General features: G+C 65.1%; 11 protein-coding genes and 1 pseudogene. All 12 read left to right on the forward strand.

The annotated features are described in order from the left end of the window. Positions 1 to 415: pseudogene (locus tag D0C15_RS34805) on the forward strand (ABC transporter ATP-binding protein); the annotation flags it as partial. Positions 416 to 476: 61 nt separating this feature from the next. After that, positions 477 to 1,271, forward strand: coding sequence for an MlaE family ABC transporter permease (locus D0C15_RS27475; RefSeq protein WP_116051023.1), 795 nt, complete (start codon positions 477 to 479; stop codon positions 1,269 to 1,271). A gap of 7 nt (positions 1,272 to 1,278) precedes the next feature. Continuing rightward, on the forward strand, positions 1,279 to 2,118 hold the full coding sequence (locus D0C15_RS27480; protein WP_116051024.1) for an MlaE family ABC transporter permease: 840 nt from the start codon (positions 1,279 to 1,281) through the stop codon (positions 2,116 to 2,118). Further along, positions 2,115 to 3,467 (forward strand): MCE family protein, encoded by a 1,353-nt coding sequence (locus D0C15_RS27485; protein ID WP_211323343.1) that lies wholly within the window; start codon positions 2,115 to 2,117, stop codon positions 3,465 to 3,467. Before D0C15_RS27480 ends, D0C15_RS27485 begins: the two co-directional genes overlap by 4 nt. Before the next feature lie 64 nt (positions 3,468 to 3,531). Continuing rightward, the gene (locus D0C15_RS27490) at positions 3,532 to 4,566 is read left to right on the forward strand and encodes an MCE family protein (protein WP_116051058.1); all 1,035 of its coding nucleotides are present in this window, start codon (positions 3,532 to 3,534) and stop codon (positions 4,564 to 4,566) included. Further along, on the forward strand, positions 4,563 to 5,549 hold the full coding sequence (locus D0C15_RS27495) for an MCE family protein (RefSeq protein ID WP_116051025.1): 987 nt from the start codon (positions 4,563 to 4,565) through the stop codon (positions 5,547 to 5,549). Before D0C15_RS27490 ends, D0C15_RS27495 begins: the two co-directional genes overlap by 4 nt. Next, entirely contained in the window at positions 5,546 to 6,742 is a 1,197-nt protein-coding gene (locus tag D0C15_RS27500; protein ID WP_116051026.1) for an MCE family protein, read from the forward strand. Before D0C15_RS27495 ends, D0C15_RS27500 begins: the two co-directional genes overlap by 4 nt. A gap of 8 nt (positions 6,743 to 6,750) precedes the next feature. Then, positions 6,751 to 7,947, forward strand: coding sequence for an MCE family protein (locus D0C15_RS27505; RefSeq protein WP_116051059.1), 1,197 nt, complete (start codon positions 6,751 to 6,753; stop codon positions 7,945 to 7,947). Further along, positions 7,947 to 9,230, forward strand: coding sequence for an MlaD family protein (locus D0C15_RS27510; RefSeq protein WP_116051027.1), 1,284 nt, complete (start codon positions 7,947 to 7,949; stop codon positions 9,228 to 9,230). Before D0C15_RS27505 ends, D0C15_RS27510 begins: the two co-directional genes overlap by 1 nt. Before the next feature lie 36 nt (positions 9,231 to 9,266). Next, on the forward strand, positions 9,267 to 9,923 hold the full coding sequence (locus D0C15_RS27515) for a hypothetical protein (protein ID WP_116051028.1): 657 nt from the start codon (positions 9,267 to 9,269) through the stop codon (positions 9,921 to 9,923). Positions 9,924 to 9,945: 22 nt separating this feature from the next. Next, positions 9,946 to 10,956 (forward strand): hypothetical protein, encoded by a 1,011-nt coding sequence (locus D0C15_RS27520; RefSeq protein WP_116051029.1) that lies wholly within the window; start codon positions 9,946 to 9,948, stop codon positions 10,954 to 10,956. 525 nt (positions 10,957 to 11,481) lie between these two features. Further along, positions 11,482 to 14,982: a DNA-directed RNA polymerase subunit beta gene (rpoB, locus tag D0C15_RS27525; protein WP_116051060.1), complete on the forward strand. Its 3,501-nt coding sequence runs from the start codon at positions 11,482 to 11,484 to the stop codon at positions 14,980 to 14,982. Positions 14,983 to 15,084: the final 102 nt, after the last annotated feature.

The following is a 15,084-nucleotide window of genomic DNA, read 5'->3' on the forward strand; positions in this document are numbered from 1 at the left end:
GGACGGCTCGCCGAACGAGGATGTGCGCGGCGTGGTTCCGCAGATCGAACCGAGCCCTGGCATGCCGGAACGGATGGGCGCGCACCGCCGCAAGGACCGCGTCATGAAGATCCTGCACACCCTTCCCCCCGCGGCACAGGAGGGCATCATCGAATCCCTCTCGCCCGAGGAACAGCAGCACTACGGCGTGCACCCGCACATGCTCGTCGGCGCGAGCCAGCAGACGCACCAGCAGGCCGGGTCCGCCGTTCCGACCCAGCACACCGGACAGTTGCCCACCGAGCAGGTCGCCGACGTACCGACCTCAGGCTGGCGCGAACCCGGTCAGAGTGGCGACTTACAGGACAACGGCACGGACAGATTCGGCAGCTCGCACCGGATCCGTCCGCGGGATCCCGGTCAGGGGCCTTCGTGACCGATACCCGGCGGCCGCCAGCCTCGGCCGGCGGCGAGGACCCAGCAAGGCGAGGACTTCGATGAGTTCATCGGCCACGACGGCCAAGATCCCCGGTATCGGAATGCTGCGGGAGACCGGAAAGCTGTTCGCTCTCGGTCTCGACATCATTCGCGGAATCTTCCAGCGCCCCTTCCAGCTGCGTGAGTTCATCCAGCAGTCCTGGTTCATCGCCAGCGTCACGATCCTGCCCACGGCACTGGTGGCGATCCCGTTCGGCGCGGTCATCTCGCTGCAGTTCGGCTCGCTGGCTCGCCAGCTCGGTGCCCAGTCCTACACCGGAGCGGGCAGTGTCCTGGCCACCGTTCAGCAGGCCGCACCGCTGGTCACCGCGCTGTTGGTGGCCGGCGCGGGCGGTTCCGCGATCTGTGCCGACATCGGTTCACGAACCATTCGCGAAGAGATCGACGCGATGGAAGTGCTCGGTGTCTCCGCCGTACAACGGCTGATCGTGCCTAGGGTGCTGGCTTGCATGCTGGTCGCGATGCTGCTCAATGGCATGGTGAGCGTCATCGGCGTGCTCGGCGGCTACTTCTTCAACGTGGTCCTGCAGGGCGGTACCCCAGGCGCCTATCTCTCCAGTTTCTCGGCTCTCGCCCAGTTGCCCGACCTGTGGGTAGGTGAGATCAAGGCCTTGATATTCGGGTTCATCGCCGCGATCGTGGCCTCCTACCGGGGACTGAATCCCGCCGGTGGACCGAAGGGCGTCGGCGACGCGGTGAACCAGGCGGTGGTCATCACCTTCCTGCTGCTGTTCGTGGTGAACTTCGTGATTACGCTGGTCTACCTCCAAATCGTTCCGCCGAAGCTGGGGTGAGGGAATAATGGCATCGTTCACCCAGAACGCGAAGCGCATCGTGAACCGGCCGCTGGAAACACTGGACGTCCTCGGCGACCAGATGTCGTTCTACGCCCGCTCGCTCGCGTGGATCCCGGAAACCCTGCGCCGCTACATGAAGGAAGTGCTGCGGCTGCTCGCCGAGGTCAGCTTCGGATCCGGTTCGCTCGCCGTCATCGGCGGCACGGTCGGCGTGATGATCGGGTTGACTCTGTTCACCGGCGTCCTCGTCGGGATTCAGGGCTTCTCGGCGCTGAGCTCGATCGGTACCTCCGCGTTCACCGGGTTCCTCACCGCGTTCTTCAACACGCGCGAGATCGCGCCGCTGGTGGCGGGATTGGCTCTGTCCGCGACTGTCGGAGCGGGTTTCACCGCGCAGCTCGGCGCGATGCGGATCTCCGAGGAGATCGACGCGCTCGAAGTGATGGGTGTGCCGAGCGTGCCCTACCTGGTGACCACCCGGATCATTGCCGGTTTCATCGCGGTCATTCCGCTGTACATCATCGGCCTGCTCAGTTCCTATCTGGCGTCCCGACTGGTCGTCATCTATGTGTACGGCCAATCCGCGGGCACCTATGATCATTACTTTGATCTGTTCCTGCCACCGCAGGACGTGTTCTATTCGTTCATCAAGGTGCTGATATTCAGCGTTTTGATCATCTTGTCGCACTGTTACTACGGCTACCGGGCGTCCGGCGGGCCCGCAGGTGTCGGGGTCGCCGTCGGCAGGGCTGTGCGATTGACCATCGTGACCGTGGCGGTCGTGAACTTCTTCATCGGCTTTGCCATCTGGGGCACCACGACGACGGTGAGGATTGCGGGATGAGTACGAAAGAATCGTTGATCACGCTGCGACGCCGGCTGCTGGGGCTGGCGCTCATTGTCGTACTCGTTGGTGGAATCGCCCTGAGTATCGCGCTCTACAACAAGTCGTTCAGTAACTTCGTGAATGTCACACTCCGTGCGGAATCGCTCGGTAATCAGCTGATCGAACGGTCCGACGTCAAGGTGCGCGGGCTGATCGTCGGCTCGGTGCACGACATCTCGGTCACGCCAACCGGCGCGGAGATGTCGTTGCGGCTCGATCCTGCCTCGGCCGAGCTGATCCCGGCGAACGTCTCGGCACGCCTGCTGCCCAAGACACTGTTCGGCGAGCGATTCGTCGCGCTGCAGATTCCCGAAAGCCCATCCCCGGATCCGATTCGAGACGGTGACGTCATCTCGCAGGATCGAACGTCCAGCGCCATCGAGTTGGAGCAAGCTTTCGAGACGCTGATGCCGGTGCTGCAGGCCGTGCAACCGCAAAAGCTGTCGAGCACGCTCACCGCCATCTCCACCTCGCTGCAGGGCCGAGGAAAGCCGTTCGGCGAGATGATGTCCGAGCTCGGGGTGTACTTCGGCGACCTGAATCCGCACCTGCCGGAATTACAGCACAACCTGCAGGCGCTGGCGGACTTCTCGGAAAACTTCGCCGACGCCGCCCCGGACCTGGTGCAGATGCTGGACAACTTTACGGTCACGTCGCGGACACTGGTCGAGAAGCGGCAGAACCTGCAGGCTCTGTACGGCTCACTCACCACCGCGTCGATGGATCTGCAGGCGTTTCTGCAAGCCAACTCCGACAACATCATCAGCCTGGGGGAGACATCTCGACCCACATTGGAGCTGCTGGAGAAATACGCACCCGAGTATCCCTGCGTGCTCAGGCAGCTCAGCGAAGTCCTGCCGAAGATCGACGAGACGCTGGGCAAGGGCACCTCCCAGCCTGGTCTGCACGCCACCATCGAGGTCACCGTCAATCGCGGTCCGTACGAACCGGGTCGGGACGAGCCGGAGTTCAACGACAAGCGCGGACCACGCTGCTACGACATAAAGGACTTCCCGCAACCTTTCCCGCAGCATCCGCCGGAAGGCCCGATCAAGGACGGCAGCACGAGCCCGCCGGCCGCGCGATCACAGAATGACGGGCTCAATCCGCCGGCCAATGCGGCCGAAGCAGGTGGCTACAACGGTGGCGGAAGCACTGCGGGCAACCCCGCCTACACGGCGGCCGAGCACGGATTCCTCGCCCAGCTGCTCGGCCCGCAGCTCGGGGTGGCGCCGGAGGATGTGCCCGGCTGGAGCGGCCTGCTGGTCGGCCCGCTGTACCGCGGAGCGGAGGTGAACTTCTCGTGAGCCACATGCTTGCCGGATGTTCGTTGACGGGTTCGCGATCCCGAGTTCGGAGGAGGGCAGAACTATGAGGGAAGTCGCGGCACCGCTGACCAAATTGATCACCTTCTTCGTCGTCACGGTGGTCTTCACCGCAGTGCTCGGGATCAGCATCGCCAACGTGAACCTGAAGGACACGAACTCCTACACGGCGCGATTCACCGACGCGACGCAGGTTCTGCCCAACGACGACGTTCGCATCGCCGGCGTCCGGGTCGGCCAGGTCAAGGACGTCCGCATCGTCGACCGCAGGCAGGCGGAGGTCGAGTTCGAGGTGGATTCCGGGCGTAAGCTACCAGCGGGCGTGACCGCGACGATCAAGTTTCGCAACCTGGTCGGGCAGCGTTACATCGCCCTGGGCCAGGGCCAGGGCGGCGATCCGAACGAGGTGCTCGAGCCGGGCGGCACTATCCCGCTCGAGCACACGAGGCCGGCCCTCGACCTCACCGAGCTGTTCAACGGCTTCAAGCCGCTCTTCCGGGCGCTGAACCCGGACGACGTCAACAAGCTGTCCTTCGAAGTGATCCAGGTCTTCCAGGGCGAGGGCGGCACCATTGAGAGCCTTCTCGCGCACACCGCGTCATTGACCAGCACCATCGCCAAGAAGGATCAGGTGATCGGCGAGGTGATCGACAACCTGAACGCCGTGCTGGACACGATCAACGCGCGTACGCCTCAGTTGAACGACCTGGTCACCCGGCTACAACAGCTGATGTCCGGCCTTGCCGAGGATCGGAAACCGATCGGTGATGCCATCGAGTCGCTGGGGGAGCTGACCACCACCACCTCCGGCCTGCTGGCCGACGTGCGGCAGCCGCTCAAGCAGGACATCGCGGCGTTGGGCACGCTGACCAAGAACCTCAACGACAGCGAGGCCCTCGTCGAGCACTTCATCCAGTTCATGCCGGAGAAGGTCACCACGCTGTCCAGAACCGCGGATTACGGCTCCTGGTTGAACTTCTTCCTCTGTGAAGCAGACGGGAACGTCACGGTACCCGGTGTCATGTCGGAGCCGTTCGAGTTGCCGCTCATGCCGATGACCCGAGAGCGGTGTGGCTCATGAAGTCGTTCCAGAAACGCAACCCGGTTCCGATCGCTGTGATCGGGATCGTGCTGCTGGTACTCGGCTTGGTCGCCGCGATGAACTCCGATGATCTGCCGATCATCGGGGGCGGCACCACTTACACCGCTGAATTCAGTGAGGCCGCCGGTCTGAAGGAGGACGACACGGTCCGGGTGGCCGGCGTCAAGGTGGGAACCGTCGAGTCGGTCGAGCTGGCAGGCGACCGGGTCCTGGTGGCGTTCAAGGCCAAGAACGCGTGGCTCGGCGACCGAACCAGCGCCTCGATCAAGATCCAGACAATGCTCGGCCAGAAGTACCTTTCGCTGGATCCGATGGGACAGCACACGCTCGACCCCGGTGTCGCCATCCCGTTGGAGCGCACCACCGCGCCGTACGACGTTGTAGAGGCATTCCGCGGGCTGACGAAGACCGTGGAGGACATCGACACGGAGCAGTTGACGAAGAGCTTCGACGTCCTGTCTGCAACGTTGGCCAACACCCCGGACGAATTCCGGGACGCGCTGTCCGGCCTGTCGCAGATCTCCGACACGATTTCCAAGCGTGATCAGCAACTGGCCACGCTGCTCGCGAACACCAAGCAGGTCAGCCAGACGCTGGTGGACCGCGACTCCGAGCTGACCAAGTTGATCGACGACGGCAGCAAACTGCTGGAAGAGGTGGCTCAGCGCAAGCAGGCGATCACCGCGATGCTCGACGGCAGTCGGGCGTTGGCGACCGAGTTGCAGGGGCTGGTGGACGACAACTCCGAGCAGCTGGGCCCGGTGCTGGCGCAGCTGGACCAGCTGACCGCGATGTTGCAGCGTAACCAGGACGCGCTCGGTGAGGGAATCAAGAAGTTCGCGCCCTTCGTCCGCGTGTTCACCAACGTCGTCGGTAACGGCCGCTGGTTCGACAACTACATCTGCGGCCTCGTATTGCCCTCCGTGGGCCCGGTCAACGAAGAGGGGTGCAACGCGCAATGAGTGAGACCCGATTCGGTCAGTCCCTCGCGCGCGGCGTCGCTATCGCCTGTGTGCTCGGATTGGTGATCGCGGGCGGGCTGTGGTGGACTCTCAAGGACGCTGGCATCAAGCGCGTCACCGCCTACTTCCCGACCACGGTCGGCCTCTACGAGGGCAACGACGTGCGCGTGCTCGGTGTCCAGATGGGCGAAGTCGTGGGCATCGAGCCGATGGGTGACAAGGTCAAGGTCGACATGGAGTACGACCGGGCCGTGCAGATCCCGGCGAACGCCAACGCCGTCATCGTGGCACCGTCGCTGGTCAGCGACCGGTATGTCCAGTTCGCCCCCGCTTACACCGGTGGTCCCGAACTGGCGAACGGCGTGTCGATCCCGATGGACCGCACCGTGGTCCCACTGGAGGTCGACGACCTTTACGACAGCCTGAGCGAGGTCAGTAAGGCCCTCGGGCCGAACGAGGCGAACAAGAACGGTGCACTGTCGGACTTGCTCGACACGTTCGCGGAGAACTTCGAGGGCAACGGCCAGGCACTCAACGACACGATCACCAAGTTGAGTCAGGCTGCGGGCACGCTGTCCGGCAACTCCGGAGACTTGTTCAAGACCGTCGAGAACCTGGGCCAGTTCTCCACGACCCTGGCCAACAGTGACGGACAGATCCGGCAGTTCGAGCAGCAACTGACCGACGTGAGTGGATTCCTGGCAGGGGAGCGAGAGAATCTCGCGGCCACGGTTCAGCAGCTCGGCACCTCCCTGGCCTCGGTGGAGGAGTTCATCGAGAACAACCGGGGTCGCGTGAAGTCCAATGTCGACAAGCTGGCGAGCGTGACCCGAGTCCTCGTCGAGCAGCGCGCCGCACTCGCGGAGATCCTCGACATCGCGCCGGTGGCCCTCGGCAACGTGGCCAACACCTACAACGCCTCCTCGGGTACCACGGACTCGCGGTCCAACCTGAATGAACTGACCCAACCGCCGATCGTGATGATCTGTAACTTCCTCCAGCAGACGCCGGAGGCGCTCGACCTCATCGGCGATGCCTGCGGGGACATCGCGCCGTTGCTGGACGGCACGGTGCCGCTGCCATCTGTGGCACAAACAATTCAGGCGCTGGAGAGCGGCGAATTGCCGCCGCTGCCACTGCCCTTGGCCGGTCAGGTCTACGGCACCCCGCCGTCGCAGGGAGGTGGCCATTAATGGCACGTATGCGCAGGAAGATCGCCGTACTGGTGTCCGGGGCGGTGCTGCTCTCGGTCGCCGGTTGCGGTGAGTACACCGGTATCTACGACCTCCCGCTGCCCGGTGGGGCGGACATCGGTGACAATCCGTACACCGTCACAGCGCGATTCCGCGACGTTCTCGATCTGGTGCCGCAGGCCGGTGTGCAGGTGAACAACGTGCCGGTCGGTCGAGTGGAGCAGATCGAGTTGGCGCCGGACGGCTGGACCGCCGAGGTGACGGTGCAGCTCGACGGTGACGTGCGGCTGCCCGCGAATGCCCTTGCCAACATCCGCCAATCCAGTCTGCTCGGCGAGAAGTACGTCGAGTTGGCGGTTCCGCCGGGTAACCAGGGGGTCGGAGAGCTCACCGACGGCGCGCTGATTCCGCTCGAACGCACCGACCGCAGTGTCGCCGTCGAAGAGGTGCTCGGCGCGCTGTCGATGTTGCTCAACGGTGGCGGCGTGGAGCAGCTCAACACCATCACCAAGGAAATGAACAATGCCTTCGAGGGCAACGAAGCCGATATCAAGGCATTGTTCCGCAACGCGAACGAGCTGGTCACGAACCTGGACAACCAGTCGAGCGACATCACCCGCGCGCTGGACGGGCTGAACCGGTTGTCCTCCACTCTCAATGGGCAGCGTGATCAGATCGCCAACGCGGTCGACAATCTCGGACCGGGTCTGCAGGTTCTGGAGGAACAGCGCGGCCAGTTGGTCACCATGCTGCAGGCACTGCGCGATCTCTCCAGCGTCGCGGTGAAGACGACCAATGCCAGCAAGGAAGATATGGTCGCCAATCTCGAAGCACTGCTGCCCACCTTGGAGAAGCTCGGCGAGGCCGGTTCGGATCTGCCCAAGGCCCTGGAACTCCTGTTCACGTTCCCGTTCAGCGACGCCGCTGTCCCCGCTATCAAGGGCGACTACATGAACTTGTACGTGGACATGGATTTGAACCTGACCGAGATCATGGCGAATCTGGGCCGGAGCAGGCAGAGCCCGCTGCCCGATCCAACCCATGGAGAGGAGGGAGGCGAGGGCGCTTCGCCTCCCCCGTTGCCGTTACCTGGAGCACCGCAGCCTGGCGACTTGCCGATCCTGCCGCAGGGCGGCGAGGGTGAGAGGTCGCAGCCGGATGGGTTGTCGGGAATCTTCGGCACGCTGTCCGGAGGTGCTGGCTGATGTTGACGCGCAAGACGAGGGTGCAACTGGTCGCTTTCGTGGTCATCGCTGTCCTGTCGGTGATGTACGCACTGATCCGGTTCACCGAGGTCGATCGGGTGTTCGGCGCGGACGGATACACGGTGCGACTGCAGCTCGAGGAGTCCGGAGGCATCTTCTCCAACGCCGAGGTCACCTACCGCGGTTACAACATCGGGCGAGTGGGCCAGCTCAGGCTCACCGAGACCGGGTTGGAAGCGGACCTGGACATCGAACCGGGCATGCCGCCGGTTCCCGCGGACCTGAAGGCCGTTATCACCAACCGGTCCGCCGTGGGGGAGCAGTTCGTCGACCTGCAACCGCAGACCGACGGTGCTCCGTTCCTGGATCGCGAATCGGTGATACCGGCGGCCAAATCCGCGATCCCGGTCAGCAGCGCCGAACTGCTTGCCGACATGAACAGTTTCACCAGCTCCGTGCCGATCGAATCGCTGCGTACCGTCGTGGACGAGTCCTACGACGCCTTCAGCGGCACCGGCGAGGACCTCCAGGTGCTGCTCGACACCTCCCGGGATTTCACCAGGGCTTCCCAGCAGAACCTGTCGCATACGGTGACCCTGATCGAACAGGGCGGCACCGTACTGGACACCCAGAACGAGTACGCCGGCTCGCTCAAGTCCTTCAGCCGTGACCTCAACAAACTGAGCGAAACGTTCGCGAGGTCCGACGCCGACTTCCGTCGATTGATCGACACCACCCCGCGAGTGGCGACCCAGCTCAGCGAGGTGCTCGCGGAGTCTGGCCCAGGCCTCGGCGCACTGATCGCGAACCTGCTCACCATGTCGAACCTCACGGTCACCCGCTTGGACGGCATGGAACAGGCGCTCGTGACCTACCCGGCGCTCAGCGCGGGGGCACACACCCCCGCACCGGGCGATGGCACCGCGCACCTTGGGCTCGTACTGAATTCCTTCGACCCACCGGCCTGCGTCAAGGGTTATCCGAGAGCGGAAGCTGAGGCTTCCGGTGCGCCCGGCGATTATCGTGCAGGCAACAACACGACGCCTCGCGAGCCCGACCACGAGGCCTACTGTGCCGAGCCCGCAGGCAGCCCGATCAGCGTGCGCGGCGCGCAGAACGCTCCGTACAACGGTGTTCCCGTGGCGCCGAGTGAGCAACAGGTGGCCGCGAACTCCGACCGCCCCGCAGAGTCCCTGGCGTACATGCGCGGGGTGCCCGGCGTTTCCGGCGGGCCTGGGCTCACCCTGAACAGCCTGGGCGAACTCCTCGGCCTTCCCGGCTGACGCTCACATCACATCGGTAACCTACTCTGGAGTATTATGAGTTCCGAGGAGCAGCGGCCCGAGTCCGCTAAGGATGTCGAGCCCGACTCCGGGGCGGACGGCGGGACCGGCACAGCCGCCGAGCAGGCCGCTGACGAGAAGAGCGCCGACGAGGTCCAGCGGAACGAGACGCTCATGCGACGGCTCGTGTTCGGTTCGGCCGCGCTCGCCACCGCCGCGGTCATCGCCGCCGGAGTCTTCGGGGTGCTGTGGTGGGTTGCCGCGTCGGACGACAACGCCGCCCTCGCCAGCACCCGCGAGGACATCGTGCGCGTCGGCAGCTCCGCTGTACAGGCGTTCACCGAGTTGGACTACACGAAACCGGACGAGTATTTCGACCGCTCCGCGGCGGTGTCCACCCCTGAGCTGGCCGAGCAGATCAACGCGGGCCGAGAAGCCAACAAGAAGGCGATGGTCGAGGCGAAGACCACTGCCACCACCAAGGTGCTCGACCTCGCTGTGGCGGAACTCAACGAGCACGAGGGCAAGGCGAGCTTCCTCGCCGCCATCCAGGTCGAGGTCAGTCAGGGCGATCAGTCCAGCGTCAAGCCGATGCGGGTCGAGGTCCAGATGAACCGGATCGAGGAGGACGGCGAGCAGGTCTGGAAGGTCTCCGGGCTCAGCCAGGTCCCCGTCGTCGGCGGCGCCCAGTAAGCCACGCAGATCGGAGTACCCGTTGTCACCGTCTCGCCGTACCCCCAAGCCCGGTCCAGGACGTCGCCCGAGGGTTGCTGGTCTGCGTAAGCCCGTCGACACACCGAGGCCGAGCCCGCGTCCCGGTGCTGAGCAGGAAGCGCCGGAGAGCGAGTCCCCGTCGCCAGAGACGGCTGAGTCCACGTCGTCGGCCGACCCCGTTGAGAACATCGACGTCCCGAGCGGTAGCGAGAGCACTGACGCTCAGGTCACCGCACCCGCCGAGGTGGACGCGCTGACCGGTGAGTCGGACGCCGCGCGGCCTCGGCCCAAGCCCAGCCCTCGTCGCAAGACCAGGGACGCAGGTGTCCCCAAGCCGTCGAGCGAAACAGAGGTCGGCGCCGCACAGGCAGAGCCCGCCGAAACCGAGCCCGCCACGACCGACGACACCGATGCCGAGGTCGGCGGCGCGGCCCGCGCGACCGGCTCGGGCGCATCCCGGACGCCGCTGGTCGCGGGGCTGCTGGTGGTCGCGGTGCTGTTCGCAGCGCTCGCGGTGTTCTTCCGCATCCAAGGTGCCGAGGCGCGGTCGGCCACGAGCAATACCGCGCTGGTGGACGTGGCTCGAACCGCGCAGGTCAAGGAGGAGACCAGCGCGGCGGTGGAGCAGTTGTTCTCCTACGACTACAACGACATCGAGAAGACCGAGAACGCCGCGAAGGAGCTGCTGGCCACCGACGAGGTGCGTGAGCAGTACGAGAGGCAGTTTGCCGAGGTCAAGCGGGTGGCGCCGGAACAGAAGATGGTGGTGACCACCAAGGTCACCCGCAGCGGCGTGATGATGCTGGACAACAACAGGGCCAAGGTGCTCGTGTTCGTGGACCAGACCTCCACCAGGACCGATCAGAACCAGACTTCCGCGGGCGGCTCGCAACTCTCGGTCGAGGCCGAGTTCCGTGACGACTCCTGGAAGATCACCGGCCTGAACACCTACAACGACCTGCCGCAGCCGCCCCCGGCCGAGGACAGCGGCAAGGCACCCGAAGGCAAGTGAATTCCGGGCCGACCCTGACGGGTCAGGTCGCGTAGCGGAGTAGTCGAGCCACCTCGCACTTTCCCGGGAAAGTGCGGGGCAGGCCGGCGCTGGCGGTCCGCTCGACGACCGTCCTGACCAGCTCGTCCCGGACGCCGGGGCCCGGTGTGGAAAGGCTCACCCTGCGCCAACCGGAGCAGAACACGGCGTGACGCTTGACTCGCGGACCTGGGGGGTTCACGCTTACTGCCAACGGCGTCGCTCATGCGGGAAGCGGGGCCGAAAGACGAGACGACCGAGGCTGGGCCCCGTCTGGCGTGCCCCCTCGACAGACGCCGTCTTTGAAGCTAGACTGCTTCTTTGCGCTGCCCACTTTCAGGCTGCCCAAACGTGGTAGCTACGATGGAGGGCACCACCGCATAGAGAAGCTTGTCACGACCCGGGCTTGCGCGCGAGCTTGTGAGCAGCTTCTCGAACACACTGACAGTTCGTGTTATCAGTTGCTAACGCGGCTGCGCAACCGCTATGTCCCCGGAAGGACGCATCTTGGCAGTCTCTCCCGCGAACCAGGCCACTGCTGCGACCACCTCGGCTGTATCCGCCTCAGAGTCAACGGGAATTCCCGGAGCGCCCAAGCGTGTCTCCTTCGCGAAGATCCGCGAGCCGCTGGGTACCCCGAACCTGCTGGACGTGCAGGTTCGATCGTTCGAGTGGTTCACCGGCGACGAGGCGTGGTTCGAACGCCGCGTCGAGGAAGGCGAGGAGAACCCGGTCGGCGGTCTCGAAGAGGTACTCAACGAGATCTCCCCGATCGAAGACTTCTCCGGCTCCATGTCCCTTTCCTTCTCCGACCCACGCTTCGACGAGGTCAAGGCCTCGGTCGAGGAGTGCAAGGACAAGGACATGACCTACGCGGCGCCGCTGTTCGTGACCGCCGAGTTCGTCAACAACAACACCGGCGAGATCAAGAGCCAGACGGTCTTCATGGGGGACTTCCCCGTGATGACCGACAAGGGCACCTTCGTGATCAACGGCACCGAGCGTGTCGTCGTCTCGCAGCTCGTCCGCTCGCCCGGTGTCTACTTCGACACCAACGTCGACAAGACGACCGACAAGGACGTCTTCAGCGTCAAGGTGATCCCGAGCCGCGGCGCATGGCTCGAGTTCGACGTCGACAAGCGTGACACCGTCGGCGTGCGGATCGACCGCAAGCGCCGCCAGCCGGTCACCGTGCTGCTGAAGGCGCTCGGCTGGACCACCGAGGCGATCCGCGAGCGTTTCTCGTTCTCCGAGACGCTGCTCGCGACCCTCGAGAAGGACCACACCGCAGGCACCGACGAGGCGCTGCTCGACATCTACCGCAAGCTTCGTCCAGGGGAACCGCCCACCAAGGAGAGCGCTCAGGCCCTTCTGGAGAACCTGTTCTTCAAGGACAAGCGCTACGACCTGGCCAAGGTCGGCCGGTACAAGCTGAACAAGAAGCTCGGGCTGTCCACGTCCTACGACACGGGCACGCTCACCGAAGAGGACATCGTCACCACCATCGAGTACCTGGTCCGGCTGCACGCCGGCGAGGACAAGATGACGGCGGGGGATCAGGAGATCCCGGTCGAGACCGACGACATCGACCACTTCGGTAACCGTCGCCTGCGGACCGTCGGCGAGCTGATCCAGAACCAGATCCGCGTCGGCCTCTCCAGGATGGAGCGGGTCGTCCGCGAGCGGATGACCACCCAGGACGTCGAGGCGATCACGCCGCAGACCCTGATCAACATCCGGCCGGTCACCGCGGCGATCCGGGAGTTCTTCGGTACCTCCCAGCTCTCGCAGTTCATGGACCAGAACAACCCGCTGTCCGGGCTGACCCACAAGCGCCGTCTTTCGGCGCTCGGCCCCGGCGGTCTGTCCCGTGAGCGTGCCGGCATGGACGTCCGCGACGTGCACCCCAGCCACTACGGCCGGATGTGCCCGATCGAGACGCCGGAAGGCCCGAACATCGGCCTGATCGGCTCGCTGTGTTCCTACGCGCGGGTCAACCCGTTCGGCTTCATCGAGACGCCGTACCGCAAGGTCGTCGACGGCCAGGTCACCGACCAGGTGGACTACCTGACCGCGGACGAGGAGGACCGGTTCGTCAAGGCGCAGGCCAACGCGCCGATCGACGACGACGGCCACTTCGTCGAGGACCGCGTCATGGCGCGGCGCAAGGGTGGCGAGGTCGAGCTGATCGACCCGCAGGACGTCGACTACATGGACGTGTCGCCGCGGCAGATGGTCTCCATCGCCACCGCGATGATCCCGTTCCTGGAGCACGACGACGCCAACCGTGCGTTGATGGGCGCGAACATGCAGCGGCAGGCCGTGCCGCTGCTGCGCAACTCGTCGCCGCTGGTCGGTACCGGTGTGGAACTTCGTGCCGCGGTCGACGCCGGTGACGTGCTCGTCGCCGAGCAGGCCGGTGTGGTCGAGGAGCTGTCCGCGGACCTGATCACGGTCATGCACGACGACGGCACCCGCAAGAGCTACGGGCTGTACAAGTTCCGCCGCTCCAACGCGGGCACCTGCTTCAACCACCGCCCGATCGTCGACGAGGGCGACCGCGTCGAGCAGGGGCAGGTCATCGCCGACGGCCCCTCCACCGACAACGGTGAGATGGCGCTGGGCAAGAACCTGCTCGTCGCGATCATGCCGTGGGAGGGCCACAACTACGAGGACGCCATCGTCATCTCGCAGCGGCTCGTCCAGGACGACGTCCTGACCTCGATCCACATCGAGGAGCACGAGATCGACGCGCGGGACACGAAGCTCGGCGCCGAGGAGATCACCAGGGACATCCCGAACGTCTCCGAAGAGGTGCTCGCCGACCTGGACGAGCGCGGCATCATCCGGATCGGTGCCGAGGTCCGCGACGGCGACATCCTGGTCGGCAAGGTCACGCCCAAGGGTGAGACCGAGCTGACTCCGGAGGAGCGGTTGCTGCGGGCGATCTTCGGGGAGAAGGCGCGCGAGGTGCGCGACACCTCGCTGAAGGTGCCGCACGGTGAGACCGGCAAGGTCATCGGCATCCGCGTGTTCTCCCGCGAGGACGACGACGAGCTGCCCCCCGGCGTGAACGAGCTGGTCCGGGTCTACGTCGCCAAGAAGAGCAAGATCCAGGACGGCGACAAGCTCGCGGGACGCCACGGCAACAAGGGCGTCATCGGCAAGATCCTGCCCGCCGAGGACATGCCGTTCATGGAGGACGGCACGCCGGTCGACGTCGTGCTGAACACCCACGGTGTGCCGCGACGAATGAACATCGGCCAGATCCTGGAACTGCACCTCGGCTGGCTCGCCTCGCAGGGCTGGAAGGTCGAGGGCGACCCGGACTGGGCGAAGACCCTGCCGAAGGAGCTCTACGACGTCGAGCCGGGTACGAACACCGCCACGCCGGTGTTCGACGGTGCGAAGGAGCAGGAGCTGACCGGTCTGCTCGGGGCCACCAAGCCGAACCGCGACGGCGAGCGCATGGTGCAGCCGAACGGAAAGGCGACGCTGATGGACGGCCGCTCCGGTGAGCCGTTCCCGTACCCGGTCGCGGTCGGCTACATGTACATCCTGAAGCTGCACCACATGGTGGACGACAAGATCCACGCTCGCTCGACCGGTCCGTACTCGATGATCACGCAGCAGCCGCTGGGCGGTAAGGCACAGTTCGGTGGCCAGCGCTTCGGTGAGATGGAGTGCTGGGCGATGCAGGCCTACGGCGCGGCATACACGCTGCAGGAGCTGCTCACCATCAAGTCCGACGACGTGCTCGGCCGCGTGAAGGTGTACGAGGCCATCGTCAAGGGCGACAACATGCCGTCGCCGGGGATTCCCGAGTCGTTCAAGGTGCTGCTGAAGGAACTGCAGTCGCTGTGCCTGAACGTCGAGGTGCTTTCCAGTGACGGGGCCGCCATCGAGATGCGTGACTCCGATGACGAGGACCTCGAGCGTGCCGCCGCCAACCTCGGTATCAACCTGTCCCGCAACGAGTCGCCCTCGGTGGACGACGTCGTGCAATGACCGCGCGACCCGGACTGGGCCTGGTCTCCACAGGCCCAGTCCGGGAAGCCAACCCCTCTAGCCATAGGGATTCCTGGGACTGATCCCAGGCCCCCGATCAGA

The organism is Amycolatopsis palatopharyngis (assembly GCF_003385185.1).
Lineage (GTDB): Bacteria > Actinomycetota > Actinomycetes > Mycobacteriales > Pseudonocardiaceae > Amycolatopsis > Amycolatopsis palatopharyngis.